The 21,424-nt window shown below is 72.6% G+C and carries 19 protein-coding genes; 10 read left to right on the top strand and 9 right to left on the bottom strand.

The features are described from left to right. Positions 1 to 33: 33 nt before the first annotated feature. Both ACFU97_RS25035 and ACFU97_RS25030 read right to left on the bottom strand, forming a co-directional pair. A complete protein-coding gene (locus tag ACFU97_RS25035; protein WP_384260366.1) occupies positions 34 to 1,626 on the bottom strand; it encodes a cation acetate symporter in 1,593 nt (530 codons plus the stop codon). Further along, positions 1,620 to 2,036, bottom strand: a complete 417-nt coding sequence (locus ACFU97_RS25030) for a DUF485 domain-containing protein (protein WP_384260363.1) — start codon at positions 2,034 to 2,036, stop codon at positions 1,620 to 1,622. The genes ACFU97_RS25035 and ACFU97_RS25030 overlap by 7 nt, the downstream gene beginning before the upstream one ends. A gap of 319 nt (positions 2,037 to 2,355) precedes the next feature. Between ACFU97_RS25030 and ACFU97_RS25025 the strand changes: the two genes are divergently transcribed. The 6 genes from ACFU97_RS25025 to ACFU97_RS25000 are packed head-to-tail and all read left to right on the top strand — an operon-like array spanning position 2,356 to position 9,140. After that, positions 2,356 to 3,234, top strand: coding sequence for an FAD binding domain-containing protein (locus ACFU97_RS25025; protein ID WP_384260361.1), 879 nt, complete (start codon positions 2,356 to 2,358; stop codon positions 3,232 to 3,234). A gap of 14 nt (positions 3,235 to 3,248) precedes the next feature. Beyond that, positions 3,249 to 3,734, top strand: a complete 486-nt coding sequence (locus ACFU97_RS25020; protein WP_384260620.1) for a (2Fe-2S)-binding protein — start codon at positions 3,249 to 3,251, stop codon at positions 3,732 to 3,734. Next, a complete protein-coding gene (locus ACFU97_RS25015; RefSeq protein WP_384260360.1) occupies positions 3,731 to 6,127 on the top strand; it encodes an aerobic carbon-monoxide dehydrogenase large subunit in 2,397 nt (798 codons plus the stop codon). Before ACFU97_RS25020 ends, ACFU97_RS25015 begins: the two co-directional genes overlap by 4 nt. 11 nt (positions 6,128 to 6,138) lie before the next feature. Continuing rightward, on the top strand, positions 6,139 to 7,014 hold the full coding sequence (locus tag ACFU97_RS25010) for an XdhC family protein (RefSeq protein ID WP_384260358.1): 876 nt from the start codon (positions 6,139 to 6,141) through the stop codon (positions 7,012 to 7,014). Between the two features lie 3 nt (positions 7,015 to 7,017). Next, a complete protein-coding gene (locus ACFU97_RS25005; protein ID WP_384260356.1) occupies positions 7,018 to 7,932 on the top strand; it encodes an AAA family ATPase in 915 nt (304 codons plus the stop codon). Beyond that, a complete protein-coding gene (locus tag ACFU97_RS25000) occupies positions 7,929 to 9,140 on the top strand; it encodes a VWA domain-containing protein (RefSeq protein ID WP_384260353.1) in 1,212 nt (403 codons plus the stop codon). Before ACFU97_RS25005 ends, ACFU97_RS25000 begins: the two co-directional genes overlap by 4 nt. Positions 9,141 to 9,577: 437 nt before the next feature. Here the strand turns inward: ACFU97_RS25000 and ACFU97_RS24995 are convergent, their stop codons facing one another. From ACFU97_RS24995 to ACFU97_RS24985, 3 genes are all read right to left on the bottom strand, one after another. Further along, on the bottom strand, positions 9,578 to 10,051 hold the full coding sequence (locus ACFU97_RS24995) for a carboxymuconolactone decarboxylase family protein (protein ID WP_384260350.1): 474 nt from the start codon (positions 10,049 to 10,051) through the stop codon (positions 9,578 to 9,580). A 91-nt stretch (positions 10,052 to 10,142) separates the two neighbouring features. Further along, a complete protein-coding gene (locus ACFU97_RS24990) occupies positions 10,143 to 11,099 on the bottom strand; it encodes a LysR family transcriptional regulator (protein ID WP_384260348.1) in 957 nt (318 codons plus the stop codon). Positions 11,100 to 11,234: 135 nt separating this feature from the next. Beyond that, on the bottom strand, positions 11,235 to 11,687 hold the full coding sequence (locus tag ACFU97_RS24985; RefSeq protein WP_384260346.1) for a flavodoxin family protein: 453 nt from the start codon (positions 11,685 to 11,687) through the stop codon (positions 11,235 to 11,237). 174 nt (positions 11,688 to 11,861) lie between these two features. On the opposite strand from ACFU97_RS24985, the gene mgrA reads away from it, so the two are divergent. Further along, positions 11,862 to 12,905, top strand: coding sequence for an L-glyceraldehyde 3-phosphate reductase (gene mgrA, locus ACFU97_RS24980; protein WP_384260344.1), 1,044 nt, complete (start codon positions 11,862 to 11,864; stop codon positions 12,903 to 12,905). Positions 12,906 to 12,934: 29 nt separating this feature from the next. Here the strand turns inward: mgrA and ACFU97_RS24975 are convergent, their stop codons facing one another. Then, on the bottom strand, positions 12,935 to 13,816 hold the full coding sequence (locus ACFU97_RS24975; RefSeq protein WP_384260341.1) for a YegS/Rv2252/BmrU family lipid kinase: 882 nt from the start codon (positions 13,814 to 13,816) through the stop codon (positions 12,935 to 12,937). 76 nt (positions 13,817 to 13,892) lie between these two features. Continuing rightward, positions 13,893 to 15,491: an FAD-binding oxidoreductase gene (locus ACFU97_RS24970; RefSeq protein ID WP_384260339.1), complete on the bottom strand. Its 1,599-nt coding sequence runs from the start codon at positions 15,489 to 15,491 to the stop codon at positions 13,893 to 13,895. Between the two features lie 83 nt (positions 15,492 to 15,574). Between ACFU97_RS24970 and ACFU97_RS24965 the strand changes: the two genes are divergently transcribed. From ACFU97_RS24965 to ACFU97_RS24955, 3 genes are all read left to right on the top strand, one after another. Continuing rightward, positions 15,575 to 16,174: a TetR/AcrR family transcriptional regulator gene (locus ACFU97_RS24965; RefSeq protein WP_384260336.1), complete on the top strand. Its 600-nt coding sequence runs from the start codon at positions 15,575 to 15,577 to the stop codon at positions 16,172 to 16,174. Further along, positions 16,171 to 17,748, top strand: a complete 1,578-nt coding sequence (locus ACFU97_RS24960; protein WP_384260334.1) for a glycerol-3-phosphate dehydrogenase/oxidase — start codon at positions 16,171 to 16,173, stop codon at positions 17,746 to 17,748. The genes ACFU97_RS24965 and ACFU97_RS24960 overlap by 4 nt, the downstream gene beginning before the upstream one ends. Positions 17,749 to 17,816: 68 nt before the next feature. Further along, complete coding sequence (locus ACFU97_RS24955) at positions 17,817 to 18,092, top strand: hypothetical protein (RefSeq protein WP_384260332.1); 276 nt, start codon at positions 17,817 to 17,819, stop codon at positions 18,090 to 18,092. 23 nt (positions 18,093 to 18,115) lie between these two features. Here ACFU97_RS24955 and ACFU97_RS24950 read toward each other — a convergent pair whose 3' ends face one another. Together ACFU97_RS24950 and ACFU97_RS24945 are read right to left on the bottom strand one after the other, a co-directional pair. After that, a complete protein-coding gene (locus ACFU97_RS24950; RefSeq protein ID WP_384260330.1) occupies positions 18,116 to 19,147 on the bottom strand; it encodes a methyltransferase in 1,032 nt (343 codons plus the stop codon). 149 nt (positions 19,148 to 19,296) lie between these two features. Continuing rightward, on the bottom strand, positions 19,297 to 21,345 hold the full coding sequence (locus ACFU97_RS24945) for a DUF1996 domain-containing protein (protein ID WP_384260327.1): 2,049 nt from the start codon (positions 21,343 to 21,345) through the stop codon (positions 19,297 to 19,299). Positions 21,346 to 21,424: the final 79 nt, after the last annotated feature.

Here is a 21,424-nt window from a genome sequence, read left to right as displayed (position 1 = left end):
GATCCGGCCCGTGCCACGGTGCCTGACGGGTGGTCACTCGGCTCCGACCGTGGCCCGTACCTCGAACTCGGCGTAGCCGCCCGGGACTTCGGGCCGGCTCAGGACCGTGCCGAGCCAGCCGAGGAGGAATCCGGCCGGAATCGAGACGATGCCGGGGTTCTGGAGCGGGAACCAGGCGAAGTCGGCGGACGGGTAGAGCGAGTCGGGGGTGGAGGAGACGACGGGGGAGAACACGACGAGGAGGACGGAGCACAGCAGGCCGCCGTAGAGGCTGAGGAGGGCGCCGGTCGCGGTGAAGCGGCGCCAGAACAGGGTGTAGACGAGGGTGGGCAGGAGGGCGGAGGCGGCGATCGCGAAGGCGAGGAAGGCCAGGGTGGCGCTGTTGGCGCCCCAGGCCACGAGGGCGAGCAGCATGCCGAGGACGCCGATGACGGCCGCGGCGAGCCGGGCGACGAGGAGTTCCCCGGTCTGCTCGGCCCGGCCCCTGCGGATCACCTCGCCGTAGAGGTCGTGGGCGAGGGAGGAGGCCGCGGCGAGCGTGAGTCCGGCGGCGACGGCGAGGAGCGTGACGAAGGCCAGGCAGGACAGCAGGGCCGTCAGGACGCCGCCGCCGAGCGCGTGCGCGAGCAGCAGGACGGCCGCGTCCCCCTTGTGGTCCGTGCGGGCGATCGTCTCGCGGCCGACGATGGCGGTGGCACCGAGGCCGAGCACGCCCGCCGCCAGGCAGACGAGGCCCACCAGGCCGGTCGCCCAGACCACGGAAGTGCGCAGGACGCTGCTCGAGCGCGGGGCGAGCAGCCGCATCATGACGTGCGGGAGCGCGGCGAGGCCCAGCACGATCGCCAGTTCCAGGCTGAAGAAGTCCAGCTTGCTGGTGGTGCTCGCGCCGTAGCGCAGGCCGGGCTGGAGGAAGCGTGCGCCCATGCCGCTGTGACCGGCGGCCGCGGCGAGCAGCGCGTCGACGTTCCAGTGGTAGTGGTGCAGCACCATCACGGCGGTCCCTGTGACGCCCGCGACGAGCATGACGGCCTTGACGATCTGGATGAAGGTGGCGCCGGGCATGCCGCCGAGCGCGGCGTACACGATGACGATCGTGCCGATGGCCACGACGCACAAGGCGCGCGTGGCCGCGCCGGGTTCGCCGGTGAACTGGGTCAGCAGGGCGACGCTGCCGACCAGTTGGGCCACGAGGTAGAGGGTGGTGACGGTCAGGGTGCACAGGCACACGGCGAGCCGCACGGACCGCTGCCGGGCCGGCATGCGCAGGGCGACGGTGTCGCCGAGGGTGAACCGGCCCGCGTTGCGAAGGGGTTCGGCGACGAGCAGCAGGACCATCATCCAGGCCACCGTGGTGCCGCCGAGGTAGAGGAGACCGTCGTAGCCGGTGAGGGCGACCAGGCCGGTGCTGCCCAGGAGGGTGGCGGCGGAGAGGTAGTCGCCGCACATCGCCAGGCCGTTGCGCAGGGGTGACATGGTGCGGTTGCCGAGGTAGAACTCGCCGATCTCGTCACGGTGGGGTGCGGTCAGCAGCACGCTGAAGAGGGTGACGACGACGACCGCGAGGAAGAGCAGGAACGTCAGCCGGAGGCTGAAGCGGTCCGCGAGGACGGCCGCGGTCGTCACCATGTGCGGAACCCTCCGGCGCGGTGCGCGGCGGGGCGCCGGGCGGGACCGTTCGGCCGGCCGGGACCGCTCGGGCGGGCAGGCCCGTGAGGCCGGCCGGGCTCCCGGTGCAGGGGCCGCGTGCGCAGGCCGCGGGAGATCGGGTCGGCGCTGGTGCGCATGTGCACGAGCCGGCGTCGCGCGATCAGGGCCATCAGCGCGAACTGGCCGAGACCGAGCGCCAGGCCGAGCGTGAGGTGACCGCTCAGCGACGTGTTCATGAGGCCGGGAGTGAAACTCGACAAAAGGACGTACAGCAGGAACCCGCCGACAGCGGCCGACGTCATCCTCACTCCGGACCGCCGGTGGGCGTGGCGCAGCACCTGGAATTCGGGGCTGCCGGATATCTCGTTCTCAACCTGCTCGGCATTCACGCGGGCACACCTTCTACCGTGCGTAATTGTGGGGGGTCGGTGAATCTGGAATTGCCGGTTTCCGGATTCCTTCGGGCGTTGATCAGGTGGGGGCGAATCCGGGAGCCGGAGTATTGCAGCGCGCCCTTTGAACTATCAAGCGCACGGATGAGTGAATTTCCGAACGGTTTATCCGCGGGAAGCTGTCTCGAATACGACGCCGCCGGATGACGGTCCGGCGCCCTCCACCGGGCGGGGCGGCAACTTAAGTGAACGGTTAACCAACCGTTGACACCCCTGGGAACCGAGGGCGCAATGGGCCCTGACATGGGGGTGTGACATGCAGGTTCCCGCTCCGTTCGAGTACCAGCGCGTGCACAGCGTAGGCGAGGCGATCGGGCTCCTGGACCGCCTCGGCGACACCGCGCGGCTGGTGGCCGGCGGCCACAGTCTGATCCCGATGATGAAGCTCAGGCTGGCCAACTTCGAGTACCTCATCGACATCAACGAGCTGCACGACGAGCTCGGCTACATCCGCGTCGAGCCGGGCCTGATCCGGATCGGGGCGATGACCCGGCACCGGGAGCTGCTGGAGTCCGACGAGCTGGCCGCGGCCTTCCCGATCTTCCGCGACGCCGAGCGCGTCATCGCCGACCCCGTGGTCCGCAACCGCGGCACCCTCGGCGGCTCGCTGTGCCAGGCCGACCCGTCCGAGGACCTGTCCGCCGTCTGCACGACCCTGGACGCCTCCTGCGTGATCCAGGGGCTCGGTGGCGAACGGGTCGTCTCGATGGAGGACTTCCACCAGGGCCCGTACGAGACGGCGGTCGGGGATGCCGAGATGCTCACCGAGGTGCGTTTCCCGGTGCGTCCGGGCGGTTCGAGCGCCTACGAGAAGGTCGAGCGGCGGGCCGGCGACTGGGCCGTGGTCTCGGCCGGCGCGGCCGTCTGGCTCGACGGCGACACGATCACCGACGCCCGGGTGGGGCTCGCCGCCGTCGGCCCGAACACCGCCGGCATCGCGGGCATCGCCGACGTCATGCGCGGACATCCGCCCGGCGAGGAGCTGTACGCGCGGGCCGGGGACATCGCGGCCGAGGCCTGCTCGCCGGTGAGCGACCGGCGCGGCAGCGCCGAGTACAAGCGCCATCTGGCGCGGGAGTTGACCGTGCGGGTGCTGCGCCGGGCGGTGGCCAGGGCCGGCGGACAGGAGGCGTGAACGTGCAGGTCACGATGATCGTCAACGGTGAAGAGGTCACCCGGGAGATCGAGGGCAGGCTGCTCCTCGTCCACTTCCTGCGCGACCACCTGCAGCTGACCGGGACGCACTGGGGCTGCGACACGAGCAACTGCGGCACGTGCGTGGTGTGGCTGGACGGCGAGCCGGTCAAGTCCTGCACCGTGCTGGCCGCGATGGCGGGCGGCCACGAGGTGCGCACCGTCGAGGGGCTGGAGCAGGACGGCGAACTCGACCCCGTGCAGCGCGGGTTCGTCGAGTGCCACGGCCTGCAGTGCGGCTTCTGCACCCCCGGCATGATGATGACCGCGCGGGCCCTGCTGGACCGTAATCCCGACCCGTCCGAGCAGGAGATCCGCGAGGCGATCTCCGGGCAGATCTGCCGCTGCACCGGCTACGCCACCATCGTCCGCTCCATCCGGTGGGCGGCGGCCGAGGAGGCCGGCACCCGTACGACGGCCGCGGAGGCGAGCGCATCATGACCACGACCGCACCCGACGGCCACCGCACCGCTTTCGTCGACAACGACCAGAAACCCTGCGGGCACGGGCGGATGCTCCGCAAGGAGGACCCGCGCTTCGTGCGCGGCAAGGGCCGCTACGTCGACGACCTGCAGCTCCCCGGCATGCTGCACCTGGCGATCCTGCGCTCGCCGCTCGCCCACGCGCGCGTGCTGTCCGTCGACACCAGCCTCGCCGAGGCGCACCCGAAGGTCCGCCTGGTGGTGACCGGGGCGATGCTTGCGGAGAAGGGCCTGGCCTGGATGCCGACCCTCTCCAACGACGTGCAGGCCGTCCTCGCCACCGACAAGGTCCGCTTCCAGGGCCAGGAGGTCGCCTTCGTCGTCGCCGAGGACCGCTACGCGGCGCGCGACGCCCTGGAGTTGATCGACGTCGAGTACGAGCCCCTGGACCCGGTGATCGACGTCCGCACCGCCCTCGCGCCCGACGCGCCCGTCATCCGCGACGACCTGGAGGGCAAGCAGGACAACCACTGCTTCGACTGGGAGACCGGTGACGCCGCCGAGACCGACGCCGTCTTCGCCCGCGCGGACGTCGTGGTCAAGGAGGACATCGTCTATCCGCGCGTGCATCCGGCGCCGATGGAGACGTGCGGCGCGGTCGCCGACTACGACGCCGTCGACGGCAAGCTCACCCTGTGGTCCACCACCCAGGCGCCGCACGCCCACCGCACGCTGTACGCCATCGTCGCGGGGCTGCCGGAGCACAAGATCCGGGTGGTCTCCCCCGACATCGGCGGCGGCTTCGGCAACAAGGTGCCGATCTACCCGGGTTACGTGTGCGCGATCGTGGGCTCGCTGCTCACCGGCAAGCCCGTGAAGTGGATGGAGGACCGTTCCGAGAACCTCATCACCACCGGGTTCGCCCGCGACTACATCATGCGCGGCGAGATCGCGGCGACCCGCGAGGGCAGGATCCTCGCCGTCCGTACCCATGTCCTCGCCGACCACGGCGCGTTCAACGGCACCGCCGCGCCCGTGAAGTACCCGGCCGGCTTCTTCGGCGTCTTCACTGGCAGCTACGACCTCGAGGCCGCGCACTGCAGGATGACGGCCGTGTACACCAACAAGGCGCCGGGCGGGGTGGCGTACGCCTGCTCGTTCCGTATCACCGAGGCGGTGTACCTGGTCGAGCGGATCGTCGACTGCCTCGCCCACGAACTCGGCATGGATCCGGTGGAGTTGCGGATGAAGAACTTCATCCGGCCCGAGCAGTTCCCGTACCGGACCAAGACCGGCTGGGTCTACGACTCCGGCAACTACGCGCCCACCATGGAGCTGGCCACCCGGCTCGCCGGATACGCCGAACTCCGTGCCGAGCAGGCGGAGAAGCGGGCCCGGGGTGAACTCATGGGCATCGGGGTGTCGTTCTTCACCGAGGCGGTCGGCGCGGGCCCCCGCAAGGACATGGACATCCTCGGGCTCGGCATGGCGGACGGCTGCGAACTACGGGTGCATCCCACCGGCAAGGCGGTCGTACGGCTGTCGGTGCAGTCCCAGGGGCAGGGCCACGAGACGACGTTCGCGCAGATCGTCGCGGAGGAACTCGGCATCCCGCCGCAGGACATCGAGGTCGTGCACGGCGACACCGACCAGACGCCCTTCGGGCTCGGCACCTACGGCAGCCGCTCCACGCCGGTGTCGGGCGCGGCGGCGGCACTGGTCTCGCGCAAGGTGCGCGACAAGGCCCGGTTGATCGCCTCCGGGATGCTGGAGGTGTCCGTCGCCGACCTGGAGTGGGAGAAGGGCTCCTTCCAGGTGGCGGGCGACCAGAAGGCGTCGGTGACCATCCAGGAGATCGCCATGCGCGCGCACGGCGCGGGCGATCTGCCCGAGGGGGTGGAGGGCGGTCTGGAGGCGCAGATCTGCTACAACCCGGAGAACCTGACCTATCCGCACGGCGCGTACATCTGCGTCGTCGACATCGACCCGGGCACCGCGAAGGTCACCGTGCGCCGCTTCGTCGCGGTCGACGACTGCGGCACCCGTATCAACCCGATGATCATCGAGGGCCAGGTGCACGGCGGGCTCACCGACGGCGTCGGGATGGCGCTGATGGAGATGATCGCCTTCGACGAGGACGGCAACTGCCTGAGCGGGTCGCTGATGGACTACCTCATCCCGACCTCCCTCGAAGTCCCGGACTGGGAGACGGGGTTCACGGTCACCCCGTCGCCGCACCACCCCATCGGCGCGAAGGGCGTCGGCGAGTCCGCGACGGTCGGCTCACCGCCCGCGATCGTCAACGCGGTGGTCGACGCGCTGGCGCCGTTCGGCATCCGGCACGCCGACATGCCGCTCACTCCGTCGCGGGTGTGGGAGGCCATGCAGGGCCGGCCCGCTCCGCCGATCTGAAGGTGGTCCCGATGACGGGCACAGTGAGCGCGCGAGCGCTCGAACTCACCCGAAGGCGGGTGCCGTTCGTGCACGCGCGCGTGGTGCGCGCCCAGGCGCCGGCCTCCGCGCACCCGGGCGACGAGGCCATCGTGCACGGCGACGGCACGATCGACGGCTTCGTCGGCGGGCACTGCGCCGAGGGCTCGGTACGCACCGCGGCGCTGGGCGCCCTGCACGGCGGCGGTCCGCTGCTGCTGCGGGTGCTGCCGGCGGGCGAGGCGGCCTTCCCGGAGACGCCGGGCGCGCAGGTGGTCGTCAACCCCTGCCTGTCGGGCGGTGCGTTGGAGATCTTCCTGGAACCCGTCCTGCCGCCGCCGCTCGTCGAGGTCGCCGGGGACACGCCGATCGCGGAGGCCTTCCTCGCCCTGGCCGAGGTGCTGGGCTACGCCACCGCCCGGTCGCTGCCGGACGGCCGGCTCGCGGAGCACACGGCGGCGGTGATCGTGGCGGGGCAGGGCCACGGCGACGCGGAGTCGGTGCGGGCCGCCCTCGACGCGGGCGTTGCGCACATCGCTCTCGTCGCCAGCCGCCGGCGCGGCTCCGCCCTGCTCGACGAACTCGGCCTCGGCCAGGAGGAGAGGGCCCGCATCCACTCCCCCGCCGGCCTGGACATCGGCGCCCGCACCGCGCCCGAGATCGCGCTGTCGATCCTGGCCGAGGTGGTCGAGGCCGTCCGGGCGAGGCCGGTGACGCTCACCGCGCGACCGGTCGAGGCCGTCGACCCGGTGTGCGGCATGACGGTGACCGTGCAGGCCGACACGCCTCGTCTGACCACGGACGAGGGCGAGTGGTGGTTCTGCGGCACCGGCTGCCGGGACCGCCATGCCGCGGGACTGGTGGGCTAGGGCGTGAGCGACTTGTTCAGCGACGCGGAGGAGGTGCGGGGGCGCCTGGACACGGTCGGCCATCTGGTGGACGACGGCACCGCGACCGCCCTCTTCCTCGCCACCGTCCTCGACCGGCCGCTCCTGGTGGAGGGCGAGCCCGGCGTCGGCAAGACCAGCCTCGCCAAGGCCCTCGCCGAGGCGCTGGACACCCCGCTGATCCGGCTCCAGTGCTACGAGGGGCTGACACCGGGCGAGGCCCTGTACGAGTGGAACCACCAGCGCCAGCTCCTCGCCATCCGGCTGACCGAGGCGCGCGGCGGACAGCTCGCCGACGCCGACGTGTTCACCGAGGAGTTCCTGCACGACCGGCCGCTGCTGAAGGCCGTGCGGCACGCGGGGCCGGTGCCGCCCGTCCTGCTGATCGACGAGATCGACCGGGCGGACGACGAGTTCGAGGCGCTGCTCTTCGAGTTCCTCGGCGAATGGTCCATCACCGTGCCGGAGTTGGGCACGTTCGCCGCGGTGCGCCCGCCCCTCGTGCTGCTCACCTCCAACCGCAGCCGGGAGTTGCACGACGCGCTGCGCCGCCGCTGCCTCTACCACTGGATCGACTTCCCCTCCCCCGAGCACGCCGCGCGGATCCTGCGGCGTTCGGTGCCGGCCGCGTCCGAGCCGCTGATCGCCTCCGCGACGCAGTTCATCGGCGGGGTGCGCCGGCTGGACCTGGACAAGGCGCCCGGGATGGCGGAGGCGATCGACTGGGTCTCCGCGCTGGCGGCACTGCGCGTGGCACGGCTGACGCGTGCGGACGCCCTCGGCACGCTCAGCACGGTCGCCAAGAGTCCCGACGACCGCGTCGCCATCACCGAGGCCCTCGACCGGCTCGACGCGTCCGGCCGGCTGCTCGATCCTCCCGAAGAGGTGCGGAGATCGTGAGCCTGCTGCCGGCCGTCGACCGGGCCGCGTTCGCCGTCGCGTTCGCCGACCGGCTCAGGCGGCACGGGGTGGCGGTGGAGCTCACGGCCACGCAGGACTTCGTACGGGCGCTCATGGCGGTGCCGCCCGTGTCGCGGACGCCGCTGTACTGGGCGGCCCGGGTCACGCTCGTGCGGCGCAGACCTGATCTCGCGCTGTTCGACGAGGTCTTCGAGGCCGTCTTCGGCGAGGCGCTGCTGTCCGTGGACCCGAACGCGCGGCGCGACGGCGTGCGGTCCGGGCCGCGCGGGGGTGACGCCCGTGCGCCGGTGCCGGGTGAACCCTACGACGTCTCCGGCACGTCCGGTGAGCGGCGCGGTCTGCCGTGGGTGACACTGCCGCCGGTCGTCGCGGACGCCGACCACCGGGACGACGTGGAGCCGTCGGTGCCACAGCGCCTGCCGAGCGAACTCGCCGGGGTTCTGGACGTGCCGTTCGAGCAACTCGACGCCGTGCAGGCGCAGTTGCTCGGCCGGTGGCTGGAGCGGGCGCTGCGGGACTGGCCGGTGCGCCGGTCGCGCCGGTACGCGGTGCGGCCGGGCGGGCCGCGGGTGGCGATCCGTGAGACGGCGGCCCGGGCGCGGCGCACCGGGTGGGACCCGGTCCAGCTGGTGCGCACCGGGCCCGTGCGGCGGCCCCGGCGGGTGGTGGTGCTGTGCGACGTGAGCCGGTCGATGCAGGCGCAGGCGCAGGCGTATCTGCACCTCATGCGGGCGCTGGCGCTGACCACCCACGCCGAGGTGTTCGCCTTCGCGACGTCTCTGACCCGGCTGACCACGACGCTCGGCAACCGCTCGACCGAGGCGGCGCTGGAGGAGGCTACGGAGCGGGTCACGGACCGGTTCGGCGGTACGCGGATCGCGCACTGCCTGTCGACGCTGCTCGCCTCGCACCACGGCGGCGCGGTGCGGGGTGCGGTGGTCCTGATCGGCTCGGACGGCTGGGACGGCGATCCCCCGGAACGCCTGGCCGCGGCCATGGCCCGGCTGCGCCGCCGGGCCCACCTGGTCATCTGGCTGAACCCCCGCGCCGCAAGCCCGGGCTTCGTCCCCCGCACGACGACCATGACCGCGGCCCTGCCGTACGTGGACCTACTCCTCCCGGCAGACACCTTCGCGGACTTGCTGCGAGTTCCGGGCGAGGTGGCACGGCATGTGCGCCGGAGCTGAGGCGCCTGGGCGGTGGCGGGACCCGGTGCGGCCGAGTCCCGGCTGACCTGGCCGGACGGCGGAGCGGCCTGGGCCCCGGCCGCAGCCGACGCCGGGCGCGGACACCGGCCGCACCGGTCATCTGGCGGAACCCTCGCGCCGCGCCCGGTCGGCCGAGCCGGCGCAGCACCTGCGTCGCGGTGGACCTGCCCGGGCGGGGAGACCGCCCGGGCCGATCGCCGTGATCGGTGCCGGATGTCGGCGCCGAGCGCGCTGGCCGTCCAGCGCAACCCGCGCGCCGCGGCCCCGGTCTTCGTCCCCCGCACGACGACCAGGTCCGCGGCCCGCGCGTCGCGGCCGACCTGCCCGGGCGAGGAAGCCTCCCAAACCGGCCGCCGCCGGTCGACACCGGACGTCGGCGTCGCCGCCGTCAGACAGTAGGCGTCAGACAGTAGGCGTCAGCCGAACATCCCCGGCTGGTAGTCGCCCGCCGGCTGCTGGACGATGACGTTGAAGCGGTTGTAGAGGTTGATCAGGGCGATCGTGGCCACGAGCGCGGCGAGCTGCTCCTCGTCGAAGTGCTTGGCGGCGTTCGCCCAGACGTCGTCCGGGACGCCCCCGGCCGCGTCCGCGATGCGGGTGCCCTGCTCCGCCAGCTCCAGGGCGGCGCGCTCGGCGTCGGTGAACACCTTGGCCTCCCGCCACGCCGCGACCAGGTGCAGACGCTGCGGGTCCTCGCCCGCCGCCAGGGCGTCCTTGGTGTGCATGTCGGTGCAGAACCCGCAGCCGTTGATCTGACTGGCGCGCAGCTTGACCAGCTCTCCCGTCGCGGCCGGCAGCGTCGAGTCCGCCACGACCTTGCCCGCGGCGTTGATGTGCTTGAGCAGCTTCCCTGCGATCGCGTTGTCGAAGAGGCTCATGCGAGCTTCCATGGTGCGCTCCTGTGTGCCGTTGTCGTTGGGTACACCTCGTTGACGGCACGGCTCGCCAGGATGTGACACGCACCGGTGTGACCTGCGTCTCCTAGCTCCACAGGGTGACGTGGACGGCCGGCCGGAAGCGGCCCGCGGTCACTCCCGCGCCCCGCAGCATGGCCTGGGTGGCCCGGGGCGTGGTGACGAAGCGCCGCAGTTCCGCCGCGACCGCGGGCGCCTCGCGGTCGTGCAGGGAGAGCAGGTTCCAGGAGCCGCGGGCCGGCAGCTGAGGGCCTTCGAGCCGTCGCAGATGCCCGTCGGACAGATCCCTCGCCACGGCGAAAGCCACCGCGAGCGCGATCCCCTTGCCGCGTTTGGCCTCGTCCAGGGCGGCGGCGTGGCTCTGGAAGATGCGCTGGTTGTGCTCGGGCACGCTCAGTCGGCGCAGCACCGAGGGGACGAGGCCCGCGCGGCCCACGGCGGAGGGGCCGAGCAGCCACGTCTGCTCGCGCAGTTCCGTGACACCCGCGCCGCCCGCGGCGAGCGGATGGTCCGGGCCGACGACCGCGATCACCTGGTAGTTGAGGAAGTGCGTGCAGGTCATGGTGTCGTCGAGGGTGGCCGGACGCGGTCCCACGGCCACGTCGACGGCACGGTTCATGATCAGCGCGCCGAACCGCTCCGGGTCGTGCACGCTCAGCTCGACGTCCAGGTCGGCGGCGCGCTGCGCGAACAGCTCGATGAGGCCGGGCGCCGCGTGCTCCGCGAACAGGCTGGAGGCGGCCAGGCGCAGCAGCCGCCGGCCGGAGCCGGCCCGCCGCACCTCGAGGATGGTGCGGTCCTGCAGGCCCAGCATCTCGGTCGCGCGGCTGGCGAGCCTGAGTCCTCCGGGCGTGAACGCCAGACCGTGCGCGGTCCGGGTGAACAGCTTGTCGCCGAGCTCCCGGCGCAGATGCGCGATGTGCATCGAGACGGCGGCTTCCGTCACGGCGAGGTCGGCCGCGGCCGCCTTCACCGAACCGAGGCGCACGGTGGCTGAGTAGGCCCGCAGTTGTGCCGGGGTCAACGAGAACCTCCCCGCTCTCCACGGGTGTACATCACCTGTGACCTGCACCTCAAATTAGCGCACCAGTTCCCCGAGAGCCACTGTCGCGAGTGGCCCGTGGGGCTCAAGTGACGTGTGGTGCAGGACGGTTCAGGGTCAGCCGAGCAGGCCCGCGGCGAGTGTGGCTCCCAGTTCCCAGCAGGCCTCCAGGTCGGCCTTGGCCGGCTCCCCCGTCACCGTGACGGGCCGGGCGGCGGTCTTCCAGCCGAGGCCGGTCGTGATCGTCCCGATCCCCCGCACCGCACCCGTGACGTCGCTGCCGCCGTGCACGTAGTAGCCGAAGGGCCTGCCCTGTGTCGCGTCCAGGCACGGGTAGTAGATCTGGTCGAAGAAGTGCTTCAGCGCCCCGGACATGTAGCCGATGTTGGCCGGTGTGCCGAGCAGGTAGGCGTCGGCGGCGAGCACGTCGGACGCCGTGGCCGCGAGGGCCGCCCGGCGCACCACGTCGACGCCCTCGATCTCGGGCGCGGTCGCTCCGGCGACGACGGCCTCCAGCATGGCCTGGCAGTTCGGCGAGGGCGTGTGATGCACGATCAGCAAGGTGGGCACGCCTGGCACCCTAGTTCAGACACCGGACGCCAGAGTTCACACCCCGGACGGCACAGTTCGGACGCCGGGACGGCGCCCGCCCGCGGACAGTGCGCCGATTCAGAAGCGACACCGCTGAATCCGATGAAATGGACTTGTTGGACTTCAGAATCATGCCCGAGCACAGTAGGGCGCATGACCCACCTCGCAGATCCTGAGCGTTACAACGGCACCATGCGCTACCGGCGGACCGGCCGCTCCGGCCTGGACCTCCCCCTCCTGTCCCTCGGCTACTGGCACAACTTCGGGGACGGCACGCCGTTCGAGACGCAGCGCGCGATCGCCCTGCGCGCCTTCGACCTCGGGATCACCCATCACGACCTGGCGAACAACTACGGCCCGCCCTACGGCTCCGCCGAGATCAACTTCGGCCGGCTGATGAAGGAGGACCTCGGGCCGTACCGCGACGAGCTGGTGATCTCCACGAAGGCCGGCTGGGACATGTGGCCCGGCCCCTACGGCCAGGGCGGCGGCTCGCGCAAGTACGTGCTGGCCTCGCTGGACCAGTCGCTCAAGCGCATGGGTCTGGACTACGTCGACATCTTCTACTCCCACCGTCTCGACGCGACGACTCCGCTGGAGGAGACGATGGGCGCGCTCGACACGGCGGTGCGCCAGGGCAAGGCCCTCTACGTCGGCATCTCCTCCTACGACGCCGAGCGCACCCGCGAGGCGGTGGCGATCCTGCGCGACCTGGGCACCCCGCTCCTGATCCACCAGCCGTCGTACAACATGCTCAACCGCTGGATCGAGACGGAGGGTCTGCTGGACGCGGCCAAGGAGGAGGGCTTCGGGGTCATCGGCTTCACGGCGCTCGCCCAGGGGCTGCTCACCGGTCGCTACCTCAACGGTGTGCCCGAGGGGTCGCGGGCCGCGGCGGGCACGTCGTTCGACACGTCCTGGCTGTCGGAGGACATGCTGAACCGGCTGCGCGCGCTGAACGACATCGCCGCCCGGCGCGGACAGACCCTCGCGCAGATGGCCCTGGCCTGGGCGCTGCGGGACGAGCGGGTCACGTCGCTGGTCATCGGTGCCTCGCGCACGGAGCAGCTGGAGCAGAACGTCGCCGCGCTGGACAACCTCGACTTCAGCGCCGAAGAGCTGGCCGAGATCGACAAGTACGCCGCCGACGGCGGTGTCGACCTGTGGCGTGACGCCCGGCTGGGCAACCTCGGCTGACGCCGGGGCGGCCGCTCGATACTGCACGTTCAGCACAGCACGCGCAGCGCTCCCGGCAGCACCCTGGCCGTGACGGGCAGAACGGCGTCGACCTCGCCGTCAGCGCCGTAGGGCACGTCGCGGTCGGCGGAGATGTGCAGCTCCCGGCCGCGCAGGACGCGCACCTGCGGCCGTTCGACGTGCCGACCCGTCTTCAGCTCGTTCATCATGGCGAAGAAGAGCCGCCGGGGCGCAGCGCTGATCAGCACGATGTCCAGCAGGCCGTCGTCCACGCGGGCGTCCGGCGCGATGAGGCGGCCGGAGCCGTAGTAGCCGGAGTTGGCGGCCACCACCGTGTAGCCGGTGTGCAGATGCTCCTCGCCGTCGATGGTGACCCGGTAGCGGGCCGGCCGCCAGGTGGTGACGGCGCGCAGCCCGCCGGCGTAGTAGGAGGCCGCACCGCGCAGCAGCCGCGCATGGTTGGCGTGGCGGTTGGCGAGGGCGTCGACGCCGGCGTAGACGCTGCCGAGGACGACGGTCCGCCGGTGGGTGGCCGACTCGACCTCGATGGTGTCGACCGCGCGGGGCTCGTGGTGGAGCAGGATCTCGGCCAACGCCTCGGGCTCGGTGGGGAGTTCGAGGGCGCGGGCGAAGTCGTTGCCGCGCCCGGCGGGGACCAGTCCGAGTACGGCGCCGGTGCCGCTGAGGGCGCCGCCGATGCCGCCCGCGATGCCGTCCCCGCCGACGGCGAGCACGATGCGGCCCTGCTCGCCGGCGTGCCGGGCGAGTTCCTGGGCGTGGGCCAGGCTGCGGCTGTACTCGGTCTGCAGCTCGGCCCCCGCCTCGCGCAGCATCCGCGCGACGGTGAGCAGCGCGGCGGCCGAACTCGACCCGCCCGCGGTGGGGTTGACGACGGCGGTGAACTGTCGCATCGGTGTGCCTCCGGGGCGGACGTGCCGGTTCTGCGGGACGGGTTGCGGGTGGATCGGACGGCGGACGGGACGCCCGTCAGTCGTCGAGGGGCAGCAGGACGCCGGGGTTGAGCAACCCGTCCGGGTCCAGGGTGCGCTTGACGGCGCGCAGCGCGTCGACGGCCAGCGGGCCGACCTCACGGACGTACCAGTCCCGGTGGTCGGTGCCCACGGCGTGGTGGTGGGTGATGGTGCCGCCCGCGGCGAGGATCGCGTCGTTGGCGGCGTGCTTGGCCCGGGTCCAGTGCGCGACGGGGTCCTCGCCCTGCGCCGAGACCACCGTGAAGTAGAGCGAGGCGCCGTTCTCGTAGACGTGCGAGATGTGGCACATGACCAGGGGCGGGGTGCCGGCCTCGGTGAGGGTGGCGGTGAGCGCGTCGCGTACGGCGGCGTAGAGCTCGGGGACGCGGGACCAGAAGGTCGCCGTCTCCAGGGTCTCGGCGAACGCGCCCGCGTCGAGCAGGGCGTCGCGCAGGTAGGGCGCCGAGTAGCGGCCGTGCGCCCAGCGTTCGCCGGGCTCCGCGCCCAGGGGCGTGCCGCCGCACTCGCGCAGTACGGCCGCGGCGTGCCTTCGGCGGTAGGCGGTGTCCTCCTCCGTGCCCTCGTAACCCGCGATGGCCGTGCACCCGGCGGCGGACGGTGCCTCGGAGGCGCCGATGGCGTCCGGCTGGGCGAGTCCGATCAGGGTCTCGGTCTCGTCGGACAGACGCAGCACCGTCGGGCGCGGGCCGTCCTGGGCGAGCGTGCGCAGCGCCGCGGCCCCCTCCTCGAAGGAGGCGAACTTCCAACCCTCGTAGATCCGCGTCCTGGGGATCGGGCGGACGCGGACCGTGACGGACGTGATGACGCCGAACGCGCCCTCCGAGCCGAGGAGGAGCTGGCGCAGGTCGGGGCCGGCGGCCGAGCGCGGGGCGCGGCCCGTGTCGATGGTGCCCTCGGGGGTGGCGAGGGTGAGGCCGAGCACCATCTCGTCGAAGCGGCCGTAGCCGGCGGACGCCTGGCCGCTGGAGCGGGTGGCGGCGAATCCGCCGATGGTGGCCCACTCGTACGACTGCGGGAAGTGGCCGAGCGTGAAGCCGTGTTCGGCGAGCAGTGCCTCGGCCTGCGGGGCGCGCAGGCCCGGCTGGAGCGTGGCGGTCCGCGAGACCGGGTCGAGGGCGAGCAGGCCGTCCATGCGCCGCAGGTCCAGGGCGACGAAGGGGCCCCGCCGTCCGGGCGCGAGCCCGCCGACGACGGAGGTGCCGCCGCCGAACGGGACCAGGGCGAGCCCGTGTTCGGCGCAGGCGCGCAGCACGGCGAGGACCTCGTCGTGGCCGGCCGGGAGCAGCACGGCGGCCGGGGTGTCGGCGGTGTCGCCCTCCCGGATGCGCAGCAGGTCGGGCGTGGACTTGCCGCGGGTGTGCCGGACCCGCGTCTCCGCGTCGGTGCGCAGGTGCTCCTCGCCGCCGACGGCGGCCGCGAGCGCCTGGTACGCGGCGGGCTCCAACTGCCCTTCCGGTACGGCGATGTCGGCGAGACCGACGGGTTCGGCGCTGCGTGGCTTCACACCGAGCAGATCGCGCAACAGCCCGATCACCGTGTCGGGCAGCGGTGCCGCCTTGGCCGGGTCGCCCCAGCCGCTCCACAGCATGTCCATGACTGTCGTCCTCACCGGTCGATGCGAGCTCTTGCCGTACTCCTCTCGACGCCCGGGGGCGCCGAGGCGTTACACTGTGACACATGGCGCCTATTCGTCACAACAGTTCGGACAACGACACGGTGCTCGACGCGGTGCGGGACTGCGTCCTGGCCGTCGGGGTCCGTCGCACCACGCTCACCGACGTGGCCCGCCGCGCGGGCGTCTCCCGGATGACGCTGTACCGGCGCTGGCCCGACGTGCGCACGCTGGTCGGCGACCTGATGACCCGCGAGTGGGTGGACGTGGCCACCCGGGCCATCCCCGAGCGCAGCCCGCAGGCGCACGCGCGCAGGCAGCTCGTGGACGGGCTGGTGGCCGGCGTGGCGTCCTTCCGCGCCCATCCCCTCTTCCGCAAGATCGTCGACGTCGACCCCGAACTGCTGCTCCCGTACGTGCTGGACCGGCGGGGCGCGAGCCAGAACGCCCTGCTGGGCCTGCTGGCCGACGGTCTCGAGGAAGGGCACGCGGACGGGTCGGTCCGGGTCGACCACCTCGAGCGCCAGGCGCGCTCGGTGCTGCTGGTCGTCCAGTCCTTCACCCTGTCCCTGCGGACCATGACCGACGAGGACGACGCGGAGCTGTCCTCCGCCGCCTTCCTCACGGAGCTGCGCTCCATCCTCGAGAGGACCCTCACGCCATGAGCCTGCGCCCCGCCCCCGACGCGTCCCTGTCCGCCGCCCGGCGCTCGCGCGAACTGGCCGACACCGTCGGCGGCCCCGTGGTGGACGTCCTCGTCGTCGGGCTCGGCGCCACCGGCGCCGGTGCCGCGCTGGACGCCGCCGCGCGCGGACTGAGCGTCGTCGCCGTCGACGCCCACGACCTGGCCTTCGGCACCTCGCGCTGGAGCAGCAAGCTGATTCACGGCGGGTTGCGGTATCTCGCCTCCGGCCAGTTCGACGTCGCGCACGAGAGCGCGGTCGAGCGGGGGACGCTGATGGAGCGCACGGCGCCCCACCTGGTCCACGCGCAGCCGTTCGTCCTGCCGCTCACGCCGCTCGTGTCCCGGGGCCAGGCGGCGCTCGCCTGGGCCGGCTTCCACGCCGGCGACGCCCTGCGCGTCGCGGCCCGCACCGCCCGGGCCACGCTGCCCCCGCCGCGCCGGCTGTCCGGGACGGAGACCCGCCGGCTCGCCCCGGCCCTGCGCGCCGGCGGCCTGCGCGGCGGCCTGCTGTCCTGGGACGGCCGGCTGGTGGACGACGCCCGCCTGGTGACCGCCGTCGCCCGCACCGCCGCCGCGCACGGCGCCCGCATACTCACCCGGGTCCGCGCGCTCGAACTCACCGGCACCGGCGCGCGCGTCCGTGACGAACTCACCGGCGAGGAGGGCGAGATCAGGGCCCGCGCCGTGATCAACGCCTCCGGCGTCTGGGCGGGCGGCCTGGTGGACGGCATCCGCATCCGCCCTTCCCGCGGCACGCACCTGGTCCTGCGCGAGCAGGACCTCGGCCCGCTGCCGGCCGGCCTGCACATCCCCATCCCCGGCGAGACCAACCGCTTCGTCCTGGTCCTGCCCCAGGGCGACGGCCGCGTCTACGTCGGCCTCACCGACGAACCCGTGGAGGGCGACATCCCCGATGTCCCCGAGGTGCCCGAGACGGACATCGGCTTCCTGCTCGACGTCCTCGGCTCGGTGCTGAACCTCCCGGTCCGGCGCACGGACGTCGTCGGGGCCTTCGCGGGGCTGCGGCCGCTGCTGGACACCTCGCCCGAGGGCCATCAGGGCGGTGCGGCGAGGACCTCCGACATCTCCCGGCGGCACGCCGTGCTCACCTCGTCCGAGGGCGTGATCACAGTCGTCGGCGGCAAGCTCACCACGTACCGGCGGATGGCCGAGGACGCGGTGGACGCCGCCGTCGCGGCCCGCGGTCTCGGCGCCGGCCCCTCCTCGACGGCGTCCCTCCCGCTGGTCGGCGCCGCGTCCCCCGGGGCTCTCGACGCACTGGAGGCCCCGCGTCACCTGGTGCGGCGCTACGGCACCGAGGCGCCCGCCGTCCACGCGCTCGGCGTCCGTGACGCCCGGCTCGGCGAGCCGGTGCTGCCCGGACACCCCGTCACCGGGGCCGAACTGCTGTGGGCGGTGCGCCACGAGGGCGCCCTCGACGAGGCCGACGTGCTCGACCGCCGTACCAGGATCGGGGTGGTCCCGGCGGACCGGGAGGCGGCGCTGGAGACCGTGCGGAACCTGGTCGGGAAGGGCCTGGTCCGCAAGAGCTGACCCACCGGGACCGGGCCGGCCCCGGCTCGGCGCGCATATCCAGACATAGCCATCTATGCTCCATTTGCGTGACCCATATGTTCGACGAGCTGGTGGAGAAGCAGCGCGCGGCCGACCAGGCGCACAGCCGGGTCGAGGAACTGCGTGCCGCGTACGGCCCGCCCACCCAGCAGGGCGGCTGGACCGGGCAGCAGACGAATACGTACGAGACCGCGTGGCGCGCCTGGCGGGACCTGGCCCGCGAGGCGCAGGCCTCGGTCACCGAGTACGCGAAGGAGTCGGGGCAGACGCGCACCGAGATCGAGGCGCACGTCCAGCAGACGGCGAGCCGGTCCCGGCACTAGAGCGGCTCGCACACGGCGCCTGCTCAGACGGGCAGCGCCTCGATCACCGAGATCGGCGACGGGTGCGGCATGCGCCGCACCTCCGCCACGCAGAAGCCCGCGCGCCCGCACAGCGACCGGTACTCCGCCTCGGTGCGCTCGCGGCCGCTCACGTTCGCGAGCATGTGCAGGTCGCCGATGTACATCACCGACGGCACCGAGCCGTCGACGGTCTCCGGCATCACCACTTCGATGATCAGCAGCCGCCCCTCGCGCCCCATCGCGGCCCTGACGTTGGCGAGGATCGTGGTCGCCCGGGCGTCGTCCCAGTCCTTGACGACGCCCTTGAGCAGATAGACGTCCGACCCCGCGGGCACGGAGACGAAGAAGTCGCCGGTGACCACCTTCCCACGGCCGGCGACGCCGGCGGCGGTCAGGACCGGGCCCGCCTCGGCCGCGCCCTGCGGGGTCTCGAACAGCACGCCGCGCAGGTGCGGATGGGCCGCCAGGATCGCGGCGAGCAGGGTCCCGTCACCGCCGCCGACGTCGGTCACCGAGACGGCACCGACCAGGCCGAGTTGACCCTTGAGGATCTGCGCGGTCGCCCCCGTGCCCTGGCGCATCGCGGCGTTGAAGGCCCGCGACAAATCCGGGTGCGTCGCCAGGTGGCCGAAGAAGTCCGTGCCGAACAGCTCGTCGAAGGCGGCCCGCCCGGTGCGGACGCTGTCGTCGAGGTGGCTCCACACGCTGACCGTCGTACGGTCCAGGAACATCGCGACGAACGCCGCGACCGAGTCGGCGCGGTCGGTGCGCAGCAGCGCGCCGCGCGGGGTCAGGGCGAACACACCGGGCCGCACCTCGGCCGCCAGACCGGAGCCGGCCAGCGCGCGCAGCAGGCGGCGGGTGGCGTCCGGGTCGGCGCCCAGTTCGGCGGCGACGTCGGCGGCGTCCCGCTCCCGTTCGCCCAGCCGGTCGGCGACGCCGAGGCGGACCGCCGCCCCCAGCATCTGCGCCTCCATGTGTCCGAAGACCGTGGACATGAGGGCGTCGCGGTCCTCGGGCGTGGGCTCGGTCATCGCATCCCTCCGCGGACGACTGCGGGTACCCGGTCCATGGTCCATGGTCTCCCGCGGGAGCGTGCGTCCGCGCGCACGCCACGGCGGGGCCTGCGGGCCCGGACGGCGAAGGGGCGCCCGGACCGAGGTGGTCCGGACGCCCCTGGGCGTCAGCGCACGTACCGCCGTCGCGTGCGGGTCAGCAGGAACAGACCCGCGATCAGCAGCAGCGTGCCGGCCGCGGCGGGCCACAGGTTGGCGCCGGTCTCCGCGAGACCGCCTCCCTGGGACGCCTGCGGTTCGGTCTGGTTGCCGACCACGGAGCTGTCGCCGCCCGTGCCCTGGGCCTGGACCGAGGTGTCTCCCGCGTTGTTGCCGTCACTGCCGGAGCCGCCCTGGCCCGCGGCCGCCGCGGCGCCCTTGGAGGCCTTGGCCGAGGCGTAGACCCGGGGGTTCGTCGTGCTCGCCGCGGTGGGCGAGTCGTCGTTGCCCGGCTGCTGCGTCTCGGGCGCGGAGGTCGCGGGCTGCGCCGTCTGGTCGTCGGAGCCGCCGCCGGAGTTGTCCTGACCGGAACCACTGCCTCCGTCGCCCTTGCCGGAGCCGTCGTCGCCCGAGTTGCCCTTGTCGTCACCGGCGGGCGGCGTGGTGGGGTCCTCGGTCGGCTGGGCCGTCTGCGTGGGCTGGTCCGTCGGCTGCTCGGTGGGCTGGCCGGACGGCTGCTCAGTGGGCTGCTCGGTGGGCTGCTGGGTCGCACCGCCGCCCGAGCCCTGGTCGTCGCCGCCACCCGCGCCGCACTCACGGCCGCTGTTGATGCAGTTCGCGATCTTGTCGGCCAGACCGCCGGTCGTGATGCTGATGAAGTCGTCGTGGTCGGTGGCCGCCTTGTGCAGCTGCTCCGGGAAGCCGTCGACCGCGTACGCGTTCTTGACCTGGCCGTTCTCGACGGTCGGCGTCGGAACGTCGTACACCAGGCGCATCGTCAGCTGCGGTATCGCCTTGAAGCCGTTGCCGCAGGCACCGCTCGCCGGGTCCGCGAAGGCCACGTGCGTACGGTGGTTGGCGCTGTCTACGTTCCGGCCGTCCCAGCAGCTCTGGAAGGCGAAGGTGCGGACCACCTTGCTGCCCTGCGGACACAGCGGGTACTGCTCCGTGAGCTGGACCTTGTCCTCGAAGCCGGTGCAGCTCCAGTGCGCGTTGGCGTTGGCCAGACCGTTGGTCGTGGTCTTGGCGTCACCGGTGATGATGCGCAGGAACTGCGGCATCGCCGTGACCTTGCTGGTCGGGTTGCCGACGTACTTGATCTCGGCCTGCTGGGCGGTGAGGATCTTGCCGACGTTGCCTTCCTTGCCGCCGCCGTCCTGGTTCTGGTCGAACTCCTGCGTGCCGTCCTGCAGTCGCACCACGGGCCAGTAGTAGGCCGACAGGTCGTCCTTGTTCTGGCAGCTGGTGCCGCCCTGCAGGAAGGTGTCGTTGCTGGAGAAGGCGTTGATCTTCTGATTGCCGACGTAGTCGTGGGTGTGGTGCGCGCCGTTGGTCACGCCGGGCGCCACGATGACGTTGTCGGTGTTGAAGTTCTTGTTGGCGTTGACTCCGCACTGCGTGCTGAACGATCCGGTCGAGGCGCTGCCGGACTGCTGCGGCTTGGCCGGAACGTTCGGGGCCACCTTCGTGATGTCCACGAAGTCGGCCGCGACCGGGCCGTTGCCGCCCTGACCGCCGTTGCCCTGCTGCTGACCGCCGTTCTGCTGGCCGCCGTTCTGCTGCCCGCCCTGGTCCTGCGGCTGGCCGCTCTGGGAGGCGCCCGCGTCCTGGCCGCCGTTCTGGTCGTTCCAGGTGCGCATCGAGCAGCCGGCCATGTCGTCGAGCCCGTCGGGGCGCTGACCGGCCTGCTCCATGGTGTCGCCGATGCGGTCGAGCGTCTCGCTCCGCTTCTCCTTCAGCGGGTTCATCACCTGGTCGTCGGTGTAGCCGCTGTCCTGGCGCTGCTCCGGCGTCGCCGACTGGAGTCGCTGGTACGCCTCGGCCACCTGCTGGTCCAGGGAGGCGAGATCCTTGTCGACGTCTCCGCGCGCCTGGTCCGGCACCTCCGTCAACTTGCTGCCGACGTCGGGGCAGTCGATCGTGGCGGCCGCGGCGCTGCGCGTCTGTGCCGTCTCCGTGCCGTCCTCCGTCGCGGAGGCGTACACGTTGGCCGCCACGAGGCCGCCTCCACCCAGCATCAGCGCGAATGCGGCGAATGTCGCGCGGCGTGGGCCTGTCGGGCGTCTGCGCGTATTGCGTCCCACGAGAACTCTCCTA

It is taken from the genome of Streptomyces sp. NPDC057616 (assembly GCF_042800575.1).
GTDB lineage: Bacteria > Actinomycetota > Actinomycetes > Streptomycetales > Streptomycetaceae > Streptomyces.
The sequence above is the reverse complement of the archived record's forward strand: the minus strand, read 5'-3'. Positions and strand labels throughout refer to the sequence as shown.

Excerpts from the sequence above, each read along its gene's own strand:
- ACFU97_RS25035 (WP_384260366.1), bottom strand. The coding sequence starts at position 1,626 with ATGGTGACGACCGCGGCCGTCCTCGCGGACCGCTTCAGCCTCCGGCTG.
- ACFU97_RS25025 (WP_384260361.1), top strand. The coding sequence starts at position 2,356 with ATGCAGGTTCCCGCTCCGTTCGAGTACCAGCGCGTGCACAGCGTAGGC.
- ACFU97_RS25020 (WP_384260620.1), top strand. The coding sequence starts at position 3,249 with ATGATCGTCAACGGTGAAGAGGTCACCCGGGAGATCGAGGGCAGGCTG.
- ACFU97_RS25015 (WP_384260360.1), top strand. The coding sequence starts at position 3,731 with ATGACCACGACCGCACCCGACGGCCACCGCACCGCTTTCGTCGACAAC.
- ACFU97_RS25010 (WP_384260358.1), top strand. The coding sequence starts at position 6,139 with ATGACGGGCACAGTGAGCGCGCGAGCGCTCGAACTCACCCGAAGGCGG.
- ACFU97_RS24995 (WP_384260350.1), bottom strand. The coding sequence starts at position 10,051 with ATGGAAGCTCGCATGAGCCTCTTCGACAACGCGATCGCAGGGAAGCTG.
- mgrA (WP_384260344.1), top strand. The coding sequence starts at position 11,862 with ATGACCCACCTCGCAGATCCTGAGCGTTACAACGGCACCATGCGCTAC.
- ACFU97_RS24975 (WP_384260341.1), bottom strand. The coding sequence starts at position 13,816 with ATGCGACAGTTCACCGCCGTCGTCAACCCCACCGCGGGCGGGTCGAGT.
- ACFU97_RS24970 (WP_384260339.1), bottom strand. The coding sequence starts at position 15,491 with ATGGACATGCTGTGGAGCGGCTGGGGCGACCCGGCCAAGGCGGCACCG.
- ACFU97_RS24965 (WP_384260336.1), top strand. The coding sequence starts at position 15,575 with ATGGCGCCTATTCGTCACAACAGTTCGGACAACGACACGGTGCTCGAC.
- ACFU97_RS24960 (WP_384260334.1), top strand. The coding sequence starts at position 16,171 with ATGAGCCTGCGCCCCGCCCCCGACGCGTCCCTGTCCGCCGCCCGGCGC.
- ACFU97_RS24950 (WP_384260330.1), bottom strand. The coding sequence starts at position 19,147 with ATGACCGAGCCCACGCCCGAGGACCGCGACGCCCTCATGTCCACGGTC.
- ACFU97_RS24945 (WP_384260327.1), bottom strand. The coding sequence starts at position 21,345 with ATGCTGGGTGGAGGCGGCCTCGTGGCGGCCAACGTGTACGCCTCCGCG.